This window comes from Marinobacter sp. bablab_jr003 (genome assembly GCF_016464245.1).
GTDB lineage: Bacteria > Pseudomonadota > Gammaproteobacteria > Pseudomonadales > Oleiphilaceae > Marinobacter > Marinobacter vinifirmus.
This window is the reverse complement of the sequence record NZ_JADARC010000123.1, coordinates 32,655-50,993: the sequence shown is the minus strand read 5'-3', so window position 1 is coordinate 50,993 and position 18,339 is coordinate 32,655. Positions and strand designations below refer to the sequence as shown.

Here is an 18,339-nt window from a genome sequence, read left to right as displayed (position 1 = left end):
TTTCCACAATATGACCCTCTGCAAAAACAAAAACCGGCCCAGGTAAAACCGGGGCCGGCTTTGGTGCTGCCTTGTGGCTAACCGCTATGATCAGGCGCCGATTACGCCGCCGTCGTTGCGGGTTACGATGACGCAGGCATCGCGGGGACGAGGGTCGTTAGCATCCGGCCAGTTGGCTTTCGGGTGCTGGATATTCACGAACATGGTTTTGCTGTCCGGAGTGGTGACCACGCCGGTGACCTCACAGCCCTGGGGGCCCACGAAGAAACGCTTGATCTCACGGGTTTCCGGATTCGCAGCCAGCATCATCTGGTTACCGAAGGTTTCGTCGCTGTATCCGTCAGTCTGGATCCACAGACGGCCGTTATAATCGAACCACAGGCCATCCGGACTGTTGAAGATGTTGTCGTCATTCAGCGTAACAACGGCGTCGCCATCAACCACGGTCTCTGTGCCCTGCTCACCGGCGAAGACAAAGATATCCCATTCGAAGAAACCGGCAGTGTAATCGTTACCGGCTTCCTGCCAGCGAATGATGTGGCCGTTCTTGTTCTGGGCTACCGGGTTGGCTGCATTCACCTGGTCTTCTGTGCGCTTGGTATTATTGGTGAGAGTGAAGTAAACCTCGCCGGTATTCGGATCAACCGCACCCCACTCCGGACGGTCCATTGGTGTGGCACCGGCAATGTCAGCGGCCAGACGGGTGTTCAACAGCACGTCGGCCTGGTTCTCGAAGCCATCAAATGCCACATCACCAACGGTCGTACCCTTGGCAGCATTAACCTTGGAGGCAAAAGCCGGGTTGTCGAGATCCAGGGCCAGCCATTCACCACTGCCGTCTTCGTTGAATCGCGCTACATACAGCGTGCCTTCATCCAGCAGGTAACCACCAGCGGTGGCTGCATAGTACGGTTTGGAAGACACGAACTTGTAGATGTACTCGAAGCGGGAGTCGTCACCGGAGTAACAGACAACCGGCTCACCTTCTTTGGCCGGTGCGAAAATTACACCTTCATGGCCGAAACGACCGAGGGCTGTGCGCTTCTGGGGCATGCTCTCCGGGTTGAATGGGTCGATTTCCACCATAAAGCCGAAGGTGTTGGCTTCGTTGCGGTAATCCTCTGAGGCAGAACCGCCGAGCGCGCTGACGTTAAAACGCACGTATTGATCGGCCTTGTTATCTGCCAGTTCCCAATCGTAGCGGCTTTCACTACCCACGCCGTGGCGGGTTTGCTCGCGAGGCTGGGTAGCATCACTGTTGGCAAAGTAACCGTGCCAGTTTTCTTCCGCTGTCAGGTAGGTTCCCCAGGGCGTCGGCCCCATGGAGCAGTTATTGAGGGTTCCGCGGGTGCGGGTACCATTGGGACTGAATTTAGTGAAGAGTTTGTCATAGCCACGAACCGGGCCGCGGATTTCCATTTCAGTACCACCGGTTACCCGGCGGTTGAGTGGGCTGCCAAACACCACATCCCACTCACCGTTAGCATCCTGCTTAATATGAACCACGGAAACGCCGTGGGCTGCGATTTCTTTACGAACTTCATCTGCCGGGCGGGAGCCATCAGCATTATAGGTTGCGCCCTCCGCATGGATGGCCTCCTGATTGATGTACTCATGGTTCATAACCAGGAGACCTTCAGTGGAGCTGTTGCCGCCACTCTTCTGGTCAATCGGGAAGAAGTGCATGCCGTCATGGTGCATACCCACTTGCTCTTCCTGGTCTGCGCCGGAATTGGTGCCATCAGCGCGATAATCCGGGTACGACCCGGTAATCGGTGTGCCCCAGGGCAAGAATGTCTTTGATGAATAGCCTTCCGGAACAACTACCTGGTTATCCATTGACACCGGAACGGCCTGGAAACCCAGCGCTCTTTCGGTTGTACCTGGCGTTTGAGTGTTTCCTGACGCTGTCTCGTCGTCACTGTCGCTGTCACTCCCGCAGGCTACGAGTCCGAGGCCCATAACACTCGCCAAAGCTGCTCCGACGGTCCCTTTCATCACCGCCCGGCGCTGCATGCGCGCAGACAGCACCTGGTGAAAAGGCAGGTTCTCGGAATGGTTAACCACCGGCTCGTAGTTAGGGTCCAGATAATTCGGATCAATGTCGTGCTTGGCCATGTTCTGTCTCTCTCGAAATCGGAAGGAAAGGGCTTTAACGAGAGGCAAGTTTCAACCTGAAAGATGACAGAACAACAAACGTTCCGCGTGATTCTGGTTAAAGTTATTTTACAGCTAACCACACCAGCCAAACTTTGTCGTAAAAACCAAAAAAGGGGCGCCAACCTGCGCCCCTTTTCCGGAAAAAACAACTCTCAGCCAGTGATCACTGAGTCATCTCATCATAACCTTCTTCCATGGCATCACCCGCTTCATCAGCGGCTTCACCGACACTGTCCGCAGCGCTCTGGGCGCCATCGCTGACTTCATCCGCCGCGTTCTGTGCGCCTTCCTTGATTTCGCCCCAGGCACCTTCGTCCTGCCCTGTGGCTTCTTCATAGGATTCCTCTACGGAGTCAGCGGCGTCATCCATCATTTCACCGGCGTTCTCCCCTGCCTGCTCGAAATCAGCCCCTTCATCGCTTTCCGAACTGCAGGCAGCCAGGCCGAGTGTCATCAGCAGAGCCAGTGCGCTCAACGTGAGCTTGTTCATACCATATCCCTCTGTTGGTAAGTATTTACAACGCCAACAGCCTAGAGCGGTTCACCTGCACAGGCAATTACCGGGCGATTACCCTTTCGTTAGCCGCTGGCCGTCGATCATGATCACATGCTCAACACCAAGCACCTTGCCGGAGCCAAGTACCAGAAAATCATGGCCGGCCCGGCTCAGAACGTCCCGAATGTTTTCATGCACCAGGCAAACCTGTCCGTTGGTATCCTGGTAGATGATCTCGGCCAGCCGTCGCCCCTGGACATACTCCACAAGCATTTCCCGAACCGGCAAAGACACAGTCTCTGGTGAGGGGGTTGCAGCACTCATGTTCCATCGTCCCTGTTGTTTTTGTTTTGCAGAAGTCTGGACCACAAATCCCGAATCCGCCAACCGGGGCCGAATTGTCATGTCAGGCCACCTTCCGATGACATTCGTCAAAATTGTTGTATTGCCAGATTGTCCGACATAAATTGAGGACAACCAAGAACAAAACGGAGATCCCTGATATGAACGCCAAGGCCAATCAAGCAGTCGGGCAACAACCGGCCAATTCCACTCCCGCCTCCGGTGAAAAAGACTGGAAAGATCCCAAGCGTTACCTGTGGCTGCTGGGCCCTGCCCTGCCTGGTATCGGCCTGGCCGCTTTGACCGGATACGCGCTGGCGCCCAGGAAGCTGAAGGCACTGGCGTGGACCGGGCCGGCACTGGTGCACGGCGTTATCCCGGCGCTGGATCGGGCGATCGGGGAAGATAAGAGCAACCCGCCGGAATCCGCCGTGCGGTCCCTGGAGCAGGACAAATACTACGACCGGATTGTAAAAGCCTTTATTCCTACCCAGTACGCCATGACGGTTATGGGTGCCTGGCTGGCCAGTCGCAAGAAAACCCCGATCGAAGACAAGATCGGCCTGACCCTGACGGTGGGCGCAATCAACGGTGTGGGCATCAACACCGCCCACGAGCTGGGCCACAAATCCAACAAACTGAACAAGTTGATGGCCATGGCGGCACTGGCGCCGACCGGCTACACCCACTTCGTGGTTGAGCACAATTTTGGTCATCACAAGCGGGTTGCCACGCCGGAAGACCCGGCCAGCAGCCGGATGGGCGAGAGTTTCTGGAAGTTCCTGCCGCGCACGGTGTTTGGTGGCATGAAGTCCGCCGTGAAAATCGAGAAGGCGCGGCTTGAGCGCAAGGGCAAGGGTTTCTGGAGCCTGGACAATGAGTTGCTGCAGGGCTGGGCCATGAGTGCCGGGCTCTTTGGTGCGACTACGCTGGTCTGCGGCCCCAGGGCGGTGCCGTTCCTGGCGGCGCAGGCGGTTTATGGGGCAAGCTTGTTGGAGAGCGTGAATTACATTGAGCACTATGGCCTGCTGCGCCAGAAGGACAAGAGCGGCAAGTATGAGCGCACCCAGCCGGAGCACAGCTGGAACAGCAACCATGTGGTGACCAACCTGTTCCTGTATCAGTTGCAGCGGCATTCTGACCATCATGCCCATCCGACCCGCAGTTATCAGGCCCTGAGGCATTTCGAGAAGGCGCCGCAGTTGCCGGGTGGTTATGCGTCGATGTTGTTGCCGGCTTACCTGCCACAGTGGTGGTACGAGACGATGGATAAGCGGGTGATTGATCACTACGAGGGGGATCTGTCGAAGATCAACTGGGATCCGGATCGTAAGGAGGAGTTGATGGCCCGGTATGCTGACTACGCTGCGAAGGTGGCGGCTGAGGCTGCGGCTCGGCGGGCTGGCGCTTCTTCTGAGTCTGAGGCTGCCTGAGTTCGTGGTTTGATTGCCGGCCCTAGCCTGTTGGTTGGGAGCCGGCGTCGGGTTGGGGCCACCCTTCCGGGAGACGCCGTGAACCCATCCATGGGGGCTTGAGCGCAGCATCCCTGCTGCGCACACTCCCGGAAGGGTGGCCCCAACCCGCCGCTTACGCTTCCGTGGGATAGTCGTTGATTTGACGATTTGCTACGGAAGAGGTTTTGAGGAGCGGACAATCCCGCTACTTGCCTTTGAACACTGCTTCCCGCCTTTCCAGGAACGACTGGATACCTTCTTTTACATCCTCACTGGCCATGACCGGACGCAGCTCCGGGAACAGGCGTTCCTTGGCCACTTCCTGGCCTTCGGACACGGCAATCTTGGACGACTTCAGGCTGCCCTGAACGCCTAAGGGAGCGGCTTTGGCGATCTTTTCAGCGATTTCCATGGCCTTGTTGAGCTGTTCACCGGGTTCCACCAGCTCTTGGATCAAGCCCCACTGATACGCCTGTTCGGCCGTCCATTCGTCACCGGTTAGCAGGTAGCGCTGGGCGTTGCCCCAACCGATTTCGCGCTGCAGGCGGATGGTCGCGCCACCGCAGGCGAAGATGCCGCGTTTCACTTCCAGCTGAGCGAAGCGGGTGCCTTTGGCGGCCACGCGGATGTCAGTGTTGAGCATCATTTCAACGCCGCAGGTGAAGCAGATGCCCTGTGCCGCGAAGACTACCGGCTTGGTAAGTCCCTCGCCTGTGATATGGAACGGATCAAGTTCACCTTCACCGGGCTCGATGCCTTTGCCGTTAGCGAACACGCCGGCCCAGTCGTCCAGTTGCAGGCCGCTGGTGAAGTGGTCACCTTCGGCGTACATAACTGCTACGAGCAGTTCGGGGTCGTTCTGGAGCTGGTAATAGGCTGCAGCGATTTCGTGGTACATGGCCCGGTTCATGGCGTTCATTTTTTCCGGACGGTTCAGGCCTATTTTCAGGATGTGGCCTTGTTTTTCTATGTTTACGAGTGACATTGGCGTTTTCCTCGACTTTGGGTACCTAGCCTGGGTGTTTTGGTGGCTGCGCGGTCAACGGGGAGGGCTTTTCAGGACACGCCCACGAGTACGTCCCTGTAGGCTCGTTTCGGGCCGTCCATGGCCCTCAACGGTCCTGAAAAGCCCTCCCCGTCGCCCGCGCGTCATACTTCTGCGATATACCAGGCCACAGATTCAGAAATAGAACTCAGGTTTTGCTGAAACTTGCATCTCTAGCCTGCGCCCCCACCGTTGCTTGGGTGTGAGCGGCTGGGCGCCCAGCCGCTCACACAACCCCCCAAAACGAGCAGGCTACGAACAGAACCAAGACTCCAGAGCTAGAACCAATCGGCCTTCATGTTCAAGCACGTATCATCCTGATTGCGAAGCAGCACCAGATCCTGGGCCACAGTAGGTAATTCCCAGTGGAAGAAGTACTGCGCGGCCTGCAGTTTGCCCTGGTAGAAGTTGCGCTCGCTGTCGCTATTGGCAGACGCCAGCGCATTGGCTGCCGCGTTAGCCTGCCGCAACCACATCCAGGCTACGATGATGTGACCGAACAAGTGCAGGTAGCAGCTGGCATTGGCCAGGGTTTTGTCGACTTCGCCGCCCATCAGGGATTTGCCCAGGCTCTGGGTGACTTTCACGGCCTGCTGCAACGTCTCACTCAGAGACAATGCCCACTGCTGGCAACGGTCGGTGGTGGCCGCTTGCAGGTCGGTCTGCATTTCCTGCATCAGCAGCTGTAGACCATGGCTCTGGTCTTGCCAGATCTTGCGACCCAGCAGGTCCAGGGCCTGGATGCCGTTTGTGCCTTCGTGGATCGGGTTCAGGCGGTTGTCGCGCCAGCATTGTTCAACCGGATATTCCCGGGTATAGCCGGCGCCGCCGTACACCTGGATCGCCAGGTCGTTGGCTTTGGGGCCGTATTCGGAGGGCCAGGCTTTGATCACCGGGGTGAGCAAATCCAGCAGTTTGCCGGCTTCCATCCGCTTTTGTTCATCCGGGTGGGTGTGCTGGTCGTCCATCAGGCGGGCGCCATACAGGCACAGGGCCAGGCCGCCTTCGCTGTAGGCTTTCTGGGCCAGCAGCATGCGGCGTACGTCGGCGTGGTCGATGATGGGCACTTGCGGGCTTTCGGGGTTCTTTTCGCTGGCTTTGCGGCCCTGCAGGCGGTCTTTGGCGTATTCCAGGCTGTGCATGTAGCCGCGGTAGCCGATTACCGCCGCGCCAAAGCCCACACCGATGCGGGCTTCGTTCATCATCTGGAACATGTATTTCAGGCCCTGATGAGGCTCGCCCACCAGGTAACCATGGCAGGGAGCATCGTCGCCGAAGCTGAGGGCGGTGCTGGTTGTCCCCCGATAACCGAGCTTGTGAATCAGGCCTGCCAGGCTGACGCCGTTGCGCTCGCCCGGGTTGCCGTTTTCGTCCACGTGGAATTTCGGGACGATGAACAGGGAGATGCCTTTCACACCGGCCGGGGCGCCTTTGATCTTGGCCAACACCATGTGAACGATGTTTTCGGTGATGCTCTGCTCGCCACCGGAGATGTAGATTTTGGCACCTTTGATCAGGTAGTGGCCGTCGTCGGTGGGCGTGGCGGAGGTGCGGATGTCCGCCAGGCTGGAGCCGGCGTGGGGCTCGGTCAGGGCCATGGTTCCGCTATAGCGACCACTGAGCATGTTGGGCAGGAATTTGGTTTGCTGTTCGTCGTTGCCGAACACGCGGATGAGGTTAGCGGCGGCGGTGGTCAGGAACGGGTAGCCTGCGGTGCCGGGGTTGGCGGCGGTGAAAAAGCCGTTGCAGGCCGCCATGACAGATTCCGGCAGTTGCATGCCGCCGAGGTCGTAGTCGTAGCGGCCGGCGAGGAAGCCGGCTTCGGCGTAGGCGTCGAAGGCTTGCTTGACCTCGGGGAGCATTTCTACCTGGCCGTTGATGAACCTGGGTTCGTCTTTGTCTGCCGCGCTGTTGTGGTTGGCGAATTTTTCTTTCGCCATCTTGTCAGCGGTTTCGATGACGGCGTCGAAGGTGTCTTTGCTGTGTTCGCTGAAGCGCTCGCGCTGGGTGAGGGCTTCGGTGTCCATGACTTCGTAAAGCTGAAAGGCGAGGTCGCGGCGGTCGATCAGGGTGTCGGTCATTCTGGGTCTCCTGTTTATTGCCGTTAGCCTCTCACAACCACTACACTGGTTGGAATTGTCATTTTTGACTTATTCTTGGTTGAATCCGCCAACCTTTGTTCTGACAAGACGGCCACTGTCGTGGGTATTGCCTTCCGGGAGACGCCGTGAACCCGTCCGTGGGGGCTTGAGCGCAGCTTCCCTGCTGCGCACACTCCCGGAAGGCAATACCCACGCCAGCAGCCTGATTGGGCGATGGCAGTCGCGCCATTTCGGGCCCTACAACAAGCCGTACAGGAGCCAGCTTTTGAAAACCGTCACTATCATTGGCTTCAACGGTGCGTTAGCCAGCGCTATCACAGGGATGATCGACCTGTTTCGCCTCGCCGGGGTGACCTGGGCACGTATTCACGGGGAGCAGCCTTCTGCACAGTTCAGAACCCGGCTGCTGACCGAGAACGGTGAGCCCTGCCAGTGCATCAATGGTGTGACAATTCTGGCCGATGGTTCCTGGCAGGGTGTTGATGATCTGGGTGCAGATGACGTGCTGATTATTCCGACCATTGGCGCGCCCATTGATGAAATTCTGAAGACAAACAACCCTTTGATTCAGTGGCTTTCACAGTTTCAGGACGCAACTCCCGGCGATGTCCGCGTAGCAAGTAACTGCACCGGGGCGTTTTTACTGGCCGCCGCCGGGTTGCTGGACGGGCGGGAGGCGACGACGCACTGGGGCTTCAGCAATCAGTTCCGGGAGCGGTTTCCAGCGGTGGATTTGCGGCCGGAGAAGCTGGTGACGGTGGACGGGCCGGTGGCTTGTGCCGGGGGAGGCATGGCCTGGTGGGATTTGGGGGTGTATCTGGTAGAGCGGCTGGCGGGGGCGCAGGTGGCGCGGGAGTTGGCGAAGGCGTTTGTGATTGATGCGGGGCGGACCAGTCAGGCTCCCTACAGTGCTTTGCAGGCTCGCCGGTATCATTCGGATTCGGTGGTGCTGGGGCTTCAGGATTGGCTGGAGGGGCATTTCCGGGAGGCGGTGTCTGTGGCGGATCTTGCCACGAGGGCCAGGTTGTCGGAGCGGTCGTTGCTGAGGCGGTTCCGGCAAGCGACCGGAGACACACCAACTAGCTATCTTCAACTGCTGAGAATCGAGGAAGCCCGGCGGTTGCTGGAGAGTTCGCAGGATGGCCTGGACGCGATTACCCGGGCCGTGGGTTATGAGGATGTGAGCTCTTTCAGCCGGTTATTCCGTAAGCAAACCGGGCTTTCTCCGGGGGCCTATCGTTCGAAATTTGGCCGTTAAATCCTTTGGTTGACTTGACCTGACCGCCTCGGCACGTATTATCAACCGTCAAGTTTCACAGACGGAGCAACCATGACCGTAAGGTCCAGAGGCTGCACAAACATTCCAGGATTGCCCCTGACCGCTGATATCGTTCTGCAGCGGGGCCGCCTTCCCTATTTTCCGGATCCCCCCTTTTCTGCCTGATCAGCAAGTGAGCCTTAAACGGTCCGCTTTCGTGTGCACGCAGGCTTTCTGAACGCTACACTCAGACTGCTTCGTACTTCTTTCCCATGTAAAAAGAAAACCGATAACGAGGTTGCGATGTCGCTACCCCTGGTTGTATTTCTGCCCTTTCTGATGGCTATTGCTGCGCCACTGTTTGCCCAGGGCGGGCGAACGGCGATTGCCATAGTCTCTTCCATACCGGCTATTATTGGCCTGGCTGCCCTGTTCCCCCACTGGGAAACGCTGGCTGGCGGCGGTGTAGTCCATAACTCCTGGGAATGGCTGCCGGCGCTGGGCATTTCCTTCAGTTTCCGGCTCGACGGGCTGGCGTTGCTGTTTGCGTTGCTGATCCTGATCATCGGCCTCCTGATCATCCTGTATGCCCGCTATTACCTGAAAAAAGGCGAGAACATCGGAAAGTTCTACGCCCTGCTTCTGTGCTTCAAGGGCTCCATGCTGGGCATTGTTCTGTCCGGCAACCTGTTGCTGATGATGATTTTCTGGGAACTGACCAGCCTGACCTCGTTCCTGCTGATCAGTTTCTGGACCCATAAACAGGACGCACGCCGGGGTGCCCGGATGGCACTGGCGGTTACCGGCGGTGGTGGCCTGGCGCTGCTGGCCGGCATTCTGATCATCGGTAACATCGTGGGAAGTTTCGAGCTGGATGCCGTGCTGGCCGCTGGCGACCTCATCAAGAACCACGCCATGTACCCGGTGGCACTCACCCTGATTCTGCTGGGCGCGTTCACCAAGTCTGCCCAGTTCCCGTTCCACTTCTGGCTACCCCACGCGATGCAGGCACCCACGCCGGTTTCTGCGTACCTGCACTCGGCCACCATGGTGAAGGCCGGGGTGTTCCTGATGGCGCGCCTGTACCCGGCCCTGGCCGGCACCGAGCAATGGTTCTACATGGTGAGTTTCACCGGCATGGCTACGCTGTTGGTGGGCGCCTATGTGGCCATGTTCAAGCACGACCTGAAAGGCCTGTTGGCCCACTCCACGGTCAGTCACCTGGGCCTGATCACGCTGCTGTTCGGCATGGGTACCGAGCTCGCAGCGGTAGCTGCGGTCTTCCACGTGATCAACCACGCCACCTTCAAAGCCTCCCTGTTTATGGCGGCCGGCATTATTGACCACGAAACCGGCACCCGCGACATGCGGCGAATCAACGGTCTCTGGCGCTACATGCCCCATACCGCAACCCTGGCGATGGTGGCGGCGTCGTCCATGGCCGGGGTGCCACTGTTGAATGGCTTCCTGAGCAAGGAAATGTTCTTTGCGGAGTCCCTGCAGCTGAACCTGCCTGGTATCTGGGCCTGGATTCCGCCGATTGTGGCTACGCTGGCCGGTATTTTTGCGGTGGCCTACTCCGCCCGTTTCGTGCACGACGTGTTCTTTAACGGCAAACCGGTCAACCTGCCGATCTACCCACCCCACGAACCACCCCGGTACATGAAGATTCCGGTGGAGATCCTGGTGTTTGCCTGTGTGATGGTGGGCGTATTCCCGGCTTACTCGGTGGGTCCGCTGCTTTACTCCGCTTCAGCCGCCACGCTGGGTGGCGAGGTTCCGGACTACCACCTGGCGATTCTGCACGGCTTCAACCTGCCCCTGATGATGAGCTTTGCCGCCTTTATCGGTGGCCTGATCATGTACTCACAGCGCCAGAAGTTTTTCGATTTCCACGCCCGGTTCAAGGAAGTGGATGAGAAAGCGGTCTTTGAAGCCGTGGTCTCCCGCTTTGTGGAACTGGCGAACCGCTTCACTGCACGCATCGAAAACGGCTCCTTGCAGCGCTATGCCATGCTGCTGGTTGCCAGTGCGATTGTGGTGGCGATGGTCCCGCTCGCCACTATGGGCATCTTCGTGGGCGAGAACGGGCTGTCGCCGGTGGACTGGCCCACTGCCATTGCCGCTGCGGTTCTGATCCTCTGCGCCCTGGCCTCGGCATTCCTTCACCGGGGACGCTTTACCTCCCTGATGTTCCTGAGCGTGGTGGGACTGCTGGTGGCGCTGGCCTTTGCCCGCTTCTCGGCACCGGACCTGGCCATGACCCAGCTGTCGGTCGAAGTAGTGACCATGGTGCTGCTGATGCTGGCCCTGTTCTACATGCCTTCGTGGACGCCGCTGGAAACCTCCGGCACTCACCGTGCACGGGACATTGTGCTGGCCCTGCTGGCAGGTGGCGGCATGACACTGGTGACGCTGGCCATGTTGACCCAGCCGTTCACCTCCATCAGCGAGTTCTTCCTGGAAAACAGCAAGACCGGTGGTGGCGGCACCAACGTGGTGAACGTGATCCTGGTGGACTTCCGGGGCTTCGATACCCTGGGTGAAATCACGGTATTGGCCATTGCCGCCCTTGGCATCTATGCCATGCTCAAGGACACGGCGCTCACACCGCCGCCGGGTGATGGTGAAGGCCATGCCTGGACCCGTGATGCCTACCCGCTGATGCTCAAGCAGATTGCCCGGCCCATGCTGCCGCTGGCGCTGATGATTTCGGCCTACATCTTCCTGCGCGGGCACAACCTGCCGGGCGGTGGCTTTATTGCCGGCCTGATCACCTCGGTTGCCCTGATTCTCCAGTATATTGCCAGCGGCATGGTCTGGACCCAGGATCGCATCGGCATCAAGTATCACAACGTGATTGGCCTGGGCCTGATGTTTGCCACCATCGCCGGTGCCGGCAGCTTTGTCTATGGCCACCCGTTCCTCACGTCAACGTTTGACTACATCACCTGGCCGGTGGTGGGCAAGTTCGAGGTAGCCTCTGCCCTGGTATTTGACCTCGGCGTGTACCTGGCCGTGATTGGCGCGACCCTGCTGGCCCTGGTCAGCATCGGCCGGTTGTCCCCCCACTCTGCGATCAGAAGCCCCCGGGAGAATGTGTAATGGAGCTTGTTTTTGCACTGGTTATAGGCGCCCTGACGGCGTCTGGCGTTTACCTTTTGCTTCGGGCACGAACTTTCCCGGTGGTTGTGGGGCTTACGCTCCTGTCTTACGGGGTTAACCTGTTCCTGTTCGCCTCCGGCCGGCTGGCCACGGGCCAGCAGCCGATTCTGGGCAGTTCGGCCAGTTATGCCGACCCCCTGCCCCAGGCCCTGGTACTGACTGCCATTGTTATCGGCTTTGCCATGACCGCGTTTGTGGTGGTGTTGTCACTGAGAAACCTGGCCGACAACCAGGACGACCACGTGGATGGCAACCGCAAGCAGGATGAAGACAGCGAGGAGGCCAAGCAATGAACCACTGGCTGACCGCACCCGTGCTGATTCCGCTGCTGGGTGGCATACTACAGACGTTTATGGGCTACGCCCCGATTGCCCTGCGCCGCACACTGGCGCTGGCGACCACCGTTCTGCTGGTGGCCACCAGCCTGGTACTCCTGACCATGGCCGACGATGGCAGCTACCGTGCCTACGCGTTCGGCAACTGGCAGCCGCCCTTCGGCATTGTGCTGGTGCTGGACCGGCTGGCAGCTTTCATGCTGGTAATGACTTCAGTACTTGCCCTGCTGGCCCATATTTTCTCGCTGGGTGGCGCTGACGAAGGCAACCGGCAGTTCCACACCCTGTTCCTGTTCCAGTTGATGGGGCTGAACATTGCCTTCCTGACCGGCGACCTGTTCAACCTGTTCGTGGCCTTCGAGGTGCTGCTGATTGCCTCCTACGGACTGCTGATGCACGGTGGCGGCACGGTGCGCACAGTTCCGGGCCTGCATTACGTGGTGCTCAACCTGGTAGGTTCATCGCTGTTCCTGATCAGCGTAGGCATGATCTATAGTGTAACCGGCACCCTGAACATGGCCGACCTGGCCGTCAAAGTGCCGCAGGTAACCGGTGAAAATGCCCTGCTGGTAAAAGCCGGTGGCATGATGCTGCTGGTGGTGTTTGCCCTGAAGGCGGCGGTGTTGCCCCTGTGCTTCTGGCTGCCGAAAGCCTATGCCAGTGCCACAGCTCCGGTCGCAGCGCTGTTCGCGATCATGACCAAGGTTGGCATTTACGCGATTATCCGGGTGTATTTCCTGGTTTTCGGCGACGGTGCCGGCGAACTGGCCAACCTCGGCATGGACTGGCTGTTCCCGCTGGCGCTGATTACCCTCGCCATGGGTGTGATAGGTGCACTGGGTGCTGACAACCTGAAATCCCTGACCGCCTGGCAGGTTATTATTTCGGTGGGCACCTTGCTGGCACCGATTGCCCTGGGCTCAGCGGAAAGCCTGTCTGCCGCCTTGTTCTATATGCTCAGCACCACCTGGATTGTTGCCGGCCTGTTCCTGGTGGCAGACCTGGTGGCCTCCCAGCGCGGCAGCGCCGGAGACCGGATTATTACCGCGCCGATGATGCGTCATCGCACCTTCCTGAGTGTTCTGTTCATGATCGGCGCCGTTGCCGCGGCTGGCCTTCCGCCATTCAGCGGCTTCTTCGGCAAGTTGCTGATCCTGATGTCGGTTGAGCCCGGCTCCCAGATGGCGTGGCTCTGGGGCACCATCCTGGTAGGCGGGTTCCTGACGCTGGTGGCCTACAGCCGTGCCGGCAGTATCGTGTTCTGGCGTACAGTTGACGGCCACGTTGAAACCGCCCGCCCGCTCAAAGGCACCACCGCCGTAGCGGCGGGCGCCATGATTGCACTCACGGTGGTGATTGTGGCCATGGCAGGCCCGATCAACCGGTACACCGAAGACACTGCCGCCCAGATCCTGGATACATCGGCCTATATCGACATACTGCAGACCCCCATGGTCGGGGAGGATGACTGATGCTGGACAGACTTAGCTTTCCGCAGCCGTGGCTCAGCCTGTTTCTGTTTCTGACCTGGCAATTCCTGAGTGATGGCATTTCCGGCGGCAGCCTGGTGCTAGGCCTGGTACTGGCCTGGGGTATCCCCCAGCTGACCCAGGGCTTCTGGCCAGAGCGGCCTGCCTTCATGAAATCCTGGCGCATGCCGGCTTACCTGCTGGTCGTGCTCTGGGACATCGTGATTGCCAGCTTCTCGGTCGCCAAGCTGATCCTGAGCCCACGCAAACCGGAACCGGTGTTCGTTTGCTACCCGCTGCAACTGGAGCATCCGCTGGCTATTTCCATTCTGGCCAGCACCATTTCACTGACCCCGGGCACCGTCAGTGCCGATATCAGCGATGATGAAAAGATGTTGCTGATCCACGCGCTGGACGCCCGAAGCGACGACGAAGTGATCGATGCCATCCACACGCGTTACGAGAAACCCCTGATGGAGATGTTCAAATGATCACCATCGCGCTGTACGCCAGCATTGCCATGGTTACCCTGGCTGCCCTGCTGAACGTCTACCGCCTGATACAGGGCCCGGATGCACCGGACCGTGTACTGGCACTGGATACCCTGTATATCAACGCCATTGCCCTGATCATTCTGCTGGGCATTACACTCGGCACCCGCATGTACCTGGAATCTGCCCTGCTGATCGCCGTAATGGGCTTCGTCAGCACAGTGGCCACCGCCAAGTACCTCAAGCGCGGCAGCGTGATTGAATAACCCGGAGGACAACCATGAGCCCGTTAGCTGAATACACCATCTCGGCGCTGCTGATCATCGGGGGGGCCTTCACCCTGATCGGCGCCATCGGCCTGGCCCGGTTACCGGATTTCTTTACCCGGTTGCACGGCCCTACCAAGGCCACCACACTGGGCGTGGGCGCCGTGATGCTCAGTTCCGTGGTTTACTTTTCGAGTACTGGCCAGGGCATCGGCATCTCTGAAATACTGATCACCGTATTCCTGTTCCTGACCGCCCCGGTCAGCGCCAACATGCTGGCCAAGGCGGCCATGCACATTGGTGTGAAAACCATGGATAACACCCGGGGTAAACCCTGGGATCAATAACAACGTAATACCCCGAACACCCATTACAACGACAAGAGGTATTCATAGATGGCACAGACACGGATTCTTAAACCTGCCGACAATGCCTACCAGTATCCGCTGCTGATCAAACGGTTGCTGATGTCCGGCCCGCGTTACAACCCGGACCAGGAAATCGTCTATGCCAACCGCAGCAAGTACACCTACAAGGACCTGGTTGACCGCATTCACCGGCTGGCCAACGCCCTGACCGATGCCGGCGTGAAGCCGGGCGACACCGTGGCGGTCATGGACTGGGATACCCCGCGCTACCTGGAATGCTTCTTTGCCATCCCGATGATCGGTGCCATCCTGCACACGGTAAACGTGCGGCTGTCGCCGGAGCAGATCGTGTATACCATGAACCACGCAGAAGACGATGTGGTGCTGGTGCATGATGACTTCATGCCGATCATCGAAAGCGTGAAAGATGAAATCAAAACCGTCAAAACCTGGATTCAGGTCACCGACGAAGCCAGCGCCAAGGCCACCTCTATCGACACGCTGGGCGAATATGAAGAGCTGCTGGCAAAGGCCGACAACCAGTTCGACATCCCTGACTTTGACGAAAACAGCGTAGCCACTACGTTCTACACCACCGGCACCACCGGTAACCCCAAAGGCGTTTACTTCAGCCACCGCCAGCTGGTGCTCCACACCCTGGCCATGACCGGCAGCATTTCCGCCTATGATGAAATGCCCCTGCTGCGCTCGTCTTCCGTGTATATGCCGGTTACCCCCATGTTCCACGTTCACGCCTGGGGTGTGCCCTATGCTGCCACCATGCTGGGGGTCAAACAGGTTTATCCGGGCCGCTACGAGCCGGAGCTGCTGGTCGACCTGATCAAGACTCACCGGGTAAGCATGTCGCACTGCGTGCCAACCGTCATGCAGATGATGATGGCCACCGAGTCCATCAAAACTGCCGACCTCAGCAACTGGCACGTCCTCATTGGTGGCAGCGCACTGACCAAAGGCCTGTGCGACGCGGCGGCGAGGCTCGGCATTCACATGTACACCGGTTACGGCATGTCGGAAACCTGCCCGCTGCTGAGCACCACGCACCTGAAGCCGGAAGACCTGGACCTGCCGCTGGAACAGCAAACCGCCATCCGGGTGAAAACCGGTATCGCCGTGCCCATGGTCGAGCTGGAAATTGTCGATCCGGATGGCAACCCGGTGCCCCACGACGGCGAAGCCAAGGGCGAAGTGGTTACCCGTGCGCCCTGGCTCACCCAGAGCTACTTCAAGGAGCCCGAGAAGGGCGAAGAGCTGTGGCAAGGTGGCTGGCTGCACACTGGCGACGTGGCGTCCATGGAGCCGGATAACACCCTGACCATCAAAGACCGCATCAAGGATGTGATCAAGACGGGTGGCGAGTGGCTGTCCTCCCTGGACCTGGAAAACCTGATCAGCCAGCATCCGGCCGTTGCCGGTGCCGCCGTGGTGGGTGTGCCGGATGAGAAATGGGGCGAACGGCCCTATGCCCTGGTTACCCTGAAACCCGGCGAGAACATCGGGCTGGAAGACATCCAGAAGCACCTGCAGCAGTTTGTGGACAGTGGCGACATCAACAAGTGGGCCATTCCCGGGCAGATCGACTTCGTGGAAGACATTCCGAAAACCAGCGTTGGCAAAATCAACAAGAAGCTGATCCGGGACCAGCTGACGGACTGATCCACCCACCCCCAAAAAGCCGGTGTCTGTTTTTCAGGCACCGGCTTTTTTGTGGGTAAAAATCAGAGGCCGGTGAAGGTGAAGTCCACCTCCGGAGTGCGGCCAGCCACGATATCGGCCAGGGCCGCGGCCGAGCCGCAGGAATGGGTCCAGCCCAGGGTTCCGTGGCCGGTGTTCAGGTAAAGGTTGTGGAAATGGCTTTTGCCGATATAGGGCACGTTGGAGGGCGTCGTTGGCCGCAAGCCTGTCCAGTACTCGGCCTGGTCCCAGTGTCCCGCCCCCGGCAAGATCTCGGCCGCCCTGCGCACGATCGCCCGGCAGCGGATGAAGTCCAGGTTCCGGGTGTAGCCGTTCAGCTCAGCCGTACCAGCCACCCGAATACGGTCACCCAGCCGGGAATACACCAGTTTGTACTCGTCATCCGTCAGGCTCACCTGGAATGCCGCGTCCGGATTTTTTACCGGCACGGTGATCGAATAGCCCTTGGCCGGATAGATATTCAGGAACAAACCCAGCCGCCGGGCCAGCACTGCACTGAAACTACCCAGACAGAGTACGTAACTGTCGGCCCGCAGAACCTGGTGCCGGCCTTCGGTTAACGTCTGAACACCGAGTATCCGATCCCCCGCCTTGTCGAACCCCAGCACCTCGGTGCCGTAGCGAAACTCCACGCCGGCTTCGGCGCAACGGCGGGCCAGGGCCTGGGTAAATTTCCGGGCATCGCCACTTTCGTCATCGGCGGTGTAGGTCGCCCCGGCAATCCGCTGGCGCACATCTTTTAATGCCGGCTCCAGTTCCACCGCGCGGTCGGCATCGATTACCTGCCGGTCACAGCCCAGCTCCCGCATAATCCGCGCCGGCTCCATGGCGGCATCAAATTCCTGCTGGCTGGTGTAAAAATGCAGAATGCCTTTCTCGAGATGGTCATAGTCAAGATCCAGCTCTTTACGCAGAGCCTGCAACTGGCTCCGGCTGTAGATGCCCAGATTCACCATCTGGCGGATATTATGGGCCGCCCGGGCAGACGTACATTGAGTCAGAAAGGAAAGCCCCCAACGCCACTGGTAGGGGTCCAGGCGGGGCCGGTAAAGCAGCGGGGCTTCGGGCTGGAACAGCCATTTCAGGATTTTCAGGGGCGCCGAGGGGTTAGCCCAGGGCTCGGCATGGCATACGGAAATCTGGCCGCCATTGGCATAGCTGGTTTCAAGGCCCGCCTGCGCCTGGCGATCCACAACCGTTACCTGGTGTCCCTGCTGCTGCAGAAACCAGGCCGTTGTGATACCCACAACGCCCGCGCCCATGACCACTATGTGCATGCCTGCCTCCCCTCAACGTCTGAATGTGGTGAAGCGTCAGCCGCCGGCCTTTTTAACCGTCCACCCCTTTTGCTCAAGCAAGGGCACCAGAAGGTCCCGCTGGTCGCCCTGAATCTCCACCACGCCGTCTTTTACTGTACCACCTGTGCCGCATTTGGCTTTTAGCACTTTGGCGTAGGCCTTGAGTTCTTTGTCGTTCAGGGGAATACCGGTAATCAGCGTTACACCCTTGCCCTTGCGACCCTTGGTTTCCCGGCTTACCCGCACCACGCCGTCACCGGCCGGTCGTTCCGGCTGACCACAGGTGCACTCGGCCACTGGCTGCCGGCACTCCGGGCACATGCGGCCCGTTTCAGTGGAAAATACCAGGCCGCCGTTTCTGTTCTTCATACCCATTG

The 18,339-nt window shown here is 59.1% G+C and carries 16 protein-coding genes; 9 read left to right on the top strand and 7 right to left on the bottom strand.

Translation table 11 applies throughout. The annotated features are described in order from the left end of the window. Window positions 1-90: 90 nt before the first annotated feature. The 3 genes from H3Z84_RS14810 to H3Z84_RS14800 all read right to left on the bottom strand — a co-directional run bounded on the left by H3Z84_RS14810 (window position 91) and on the right by H3Z84_RS14800 (window position 2,980). Window positions 91-2,118, bottom strand: a complete 2,028-nt coding sequence (locus H3Z84_RS14810; protein ID WP_199457992.1) for a PhoX family protein — start codon at window positions 2,116-2,118, stop codon at window positions 91-93. A 205-nt stretch (window positions 2,119-2,323) separates the two neighbouring features. Then, entirely contained in the window at window positions 2,324-2,650 is a 327-nt protein-coding gene (locus H3Z84_RS14805; protein WP_058341392.1) for a hypothetical protein, read from the bottom strand. 78 nt (window positions 2,651-2,728) lie between these two features. Beyond that, window positions 2,729-2,980, bottom strand: a complete 252-nt coding sequence (locus tag H3Z84_RS14800) for a hypothetical protein (protein WP_058341393.1) — start codon at window positions 2,978-2,980, stop codon at window positions 2,729-2,731. Between the two features lie 179 nt (window positions 2,981-3,159). Between H3Z84_RS14800 and H3Z84_RS14795 the strand changes: the two genes are divergently transcribed. Continuing rightward, entirely contained in the window at window positions 3,160-4,431 is a 1,272-nt protein-coding gene (locus tag H3Z84_RS14795) for an alkane 1-monooxygenase (RefSeq protein WP_228285906.1), read from the top strand. Between the two features lie 226 nt (window positions 4,432-4,657). Here the strand turns inward: H3Z84_RS14795 and H3Z84_RS14790 are convergent, their stop codons facing one another. Both H3Z84_RS14790 and H3Z84_RS14785 read right to left on the bottom strand, forming a co-directional pair. Continuing rightward, the gene (locus tag H3Z84_RS14790; RefSeq protein WP_199457991.1) at window positions 4,658-5,437 is read right to left on the bottom strand and encodes a crotonase/enoyl-CoA hydratase family protein; all 780 of its coding nucleotides are present in this window, start codon (window positions 5,435-5,437) and stop codon (window positions 4,658-4,660) included. A 338-nt stretch (window positions 5,438-5,775) separates the two neighbouring features. Further along, window positions 5,776-7,578 carry an acyl-CoA dehydrogenase gene (locus tag H3Z84_RS14785; protein ID WP_199457990.1) on the bottom strand — a complete coding sequence of 601 codons (1,803 nt, stop codon included), beginning with the start codon at window positions 7,576-7,578 and terminating at the stop codon, window positions 5,776-5,778. Window positions 7,579-7,864: 286 nt separating this feature from the next. Here H3Z84_RS14785 and H3Z84_RS17230 point away from each other — a divergent pair, with 286 nt between their 5' ends. The 8 genes from H3Z84_RS17230 to H3Z84_RS14745 all read left to right on the top strand — a co-directional run bounded on the left by H3Z84_RS17230 (window position 7,865) and on the right by H3Z84_RS14745 (window position 16,625). Next, the gene (locus H3Z84_RS17230; protein WP_199458071.1) at window positions 7,865-8,857 is read left to right on the top strand and encodes a GlxA family transcriptional regulator; all 993 of its coding nucleotides are present in this window, start codon (window positions 7,865-7,867) and stop codon (window positions 8,855-8,857) included. A 303-nt stretch (window positions 8,858-9,160) separates the two neighbouring features. Continuing rightward, complete coding sequence (locus H3Z84_RS14775) at window positions 9,161-11,962, top strand: monovalent cation/H+ antiporter subunit A (protein ID WP_199457989.1); 2,802 nt, start codon at window positions 9,161-9,163, stop codon at window positions 11,960-11,962. After that, window positions 11,962-12,315: a Na+/H+ antiporter subunit C gene (locus H3Z84_RS14770; protein WP_022987973.1), complete on the top strand. Its 354-nt coding sequence runs from the start codon at window positions 11,962-11,964 to the stop codon at window positions 12,313-12,315. The genes H3Z84_RS14775 and H3Z84_RS14770 overlap by 1 nt, the downstream gene beginning before the upstream one ends. Next, a complete protein-coding gene (locus tag H3Z84_RS14765) occupies window positions 12,312-13,829 on the top strand; it encodes a monovalent cation/H+ antiporter subunit D (RefSeq protein WP_199457988.1) in 1,518 nt (505 codons plus the stop codon). Before H3Z84_RS14770 ends, H3Z84_RS14765 begins: the two co-directional genes overlap by 4 nt. Then, the gene (locus H3Z84_RS14760; RefSeq protein ID WP_199457987.1) at window positions 13,829-14,317 is read left to right on the top strand and encodes a Na+/H+ antiporter subunit E; all 489 of its coding nucleotides are present in this window, start codon (window positions 13,829-13,831) and stop codon (window positions 14,315-14,317) included. The genes H3Z84_RS14765 and H3Z84_RS14760 overlap by 1 nt, the downstream gene beginning before the upstream one ends. Continuing rightward, window positions 14,314-14,583 carry a K+/H+ antiporter subunit F gene (locus H3Z84_RS14755; RefSeq protein ID WP_022987970.1) on the top strand — a complete coding sequence of 90 codons (270 nt, stop codon included), beginning with the start codon at window positions 14,314-14,316 and terminating at the stop codon, window positions 14,581-14,583. Before H3Z84_RS14760 ends, H3Z84_RS14755 begins: the two co-directional genes overlap by 4 nt. A gap of 14 nt (window positions 14,584-14,597) precedes the next feature. Then, entirely contained in the window at window positions 14,598-14,930 is a 333-nt protein-coding gene (locus H3Z84_RS14750; RefSeq protein ID WP_022987969.1) for a Na+/H+ antiporter subunit G, read from the top strand. A gap of 48 nt (window positions 14,931-14,978) precedes the next feature. Further along, complete coding sequence (locus H3Z84_RS14745) at window positions 14,979-16,625, top strand: fatty acid--CoA ligase (RefSeq protein WP_199457986.1); 1,647 nt, start codon at window positions 14,979-14,981, stop codon at window positions 16,623-16,625. A 62-nt stretch (window positions 16,626-16,687) separates the two neighbouring features. On the opposite strand, the gene H3Z84_RS14740 is transcribed toward H3Z84_RS14745, so the two are convergent. Together H3Z84_RS14740 and H3Z84_RS14735 are read right to left on the bottom strand one after the other, a co-directional pair. After that, window positions 16,688-17,941: a D-amino acid dehydrogenase gene (locus H3Z84_RS14740; RefSeq protein ID WP_199457985.1), complete on the bottom strand. Its 1,254-nt coding sequence runs from the start codon at window positions 17,939-17,941 to the stop codon at window positions 16,688-16,690. 36 nt (window positions 17,942-17,977) lie between these two features. Beyond that, on the bottom strand, window positions 17,978-18,337 hold the full coding sequence (locus H3Z84_RS14735; RefSeq protein WP_058341409.1) for a translation initiation factor Sui1: 360 nt from the start codon (window positions 18,335-18,337) through the stop codon (window positions 17,978-17,980). Between the last annotated feature and the right edge of the window lie 2 nt (window positions 18,338-18,339).

Coding starts and splice junctions, on each gene's coding strand:
- H3Z84_RS14805 (WP_058341392.1), bottom strand. CDS start 2,650: ATGAACAAGCTCACGTTGAGCGCACTGGCTCTGCTGATGACACTCGGC.
- H3Z84_RS14740 (WP_199457985.1), bottom strand. CDS start 17,941: ATGCACATAGTGGTCATGGGCGCGGGCGTTGTGGGTATCACAACGGCC.
- H3Z84_RS14785 (WP_199457990.1), bottom strand. CDS start 7,578: ATGACCGACACCCTGATCGACCGCCGCGACCTCGCCTTTCAGCTTTAC.
- H3Z84_RS14795 (WP_228285906.1), top strand. CDS start 3,160: ATGAACGCCAAGGCCAATCAAGCAGTCGGGCAACAACCGGCCAATTCC.
- H3Z84_RS14765 (WP_199457988.1), top strand. CDS start 12,312: ATGAACCACTGGCTGACCGCACCCGTGCTGATTCCGCTGCTGGGTGGC.
- H3Z84_RS14775 (WP_199457989.1), top strand. CDS start 9,161: ATGTCGCTACCCCTGGTTGTATTTCTGCCCTTTCTGATGGCTATTGCT.
- H3Z84_RS14755 (WP_022987970.1), top strand. CDS start 14,314: ATGATCACCATCGCGCTGTACGCCAGCATTGCCATGGTTACCCTGGCT.
- H3Z84_RS14750 (WP_022987969.1), top strand. CDS start 14,598: ATGAGCCCGTTAGCTGAATACACCATCTCGGCGCTGCTGATCATCGGG.
- H3Z84_RS14735 (WP_058341409.1), bottom strand. CDS start 18,337: ATGGGTATGAAGAACAGAAACGGCGGCCTGGTATTTTCCACTGAAACG.
- H3Z84_RS14760 (WP_199457987.1), top strand. CDS start 13,829: ATGCTGGACAGACTTAGCTTTCCGCAGCCGTGGCTCAGCCTGTTTCTG.
- H3Z84_RS14810 (WP_199457992.1), bottom strand. CDS start 2,118: ATGGCCAAGCACGACATTGATCCGAATTATCTGGACCCTAACTACGAG.
- H3Z84_RS14800 (WP_058341393.1), bottom strand. CDS start 2,980: ATGAGTGCTGCAACCCCCTCACCAGAGACTGTGTCTTTGCCGGTTCGG.
- H3Z84_RS14790 (WP_199457991.1), bottom strand. CDS start 5,437: ATGTCACTCGTAAACATAGAAAAACAAGGCCACATCCTGAAAATAGGC.
- H3Z84_RS14745 (WP_199457986.1), top strand. CDS start 14,979: ATGGCACAGACACGGATTCTTAAACCTGCCGACAATGCCTACCAGTAT.
- H3Z84_RS14770 (WP_022987973.1), top strand. CDS start 11,962: ATGGAGCTTGTTTTTGCACTGGTTATAGGCGCCCTGACGGCGTCTGGC.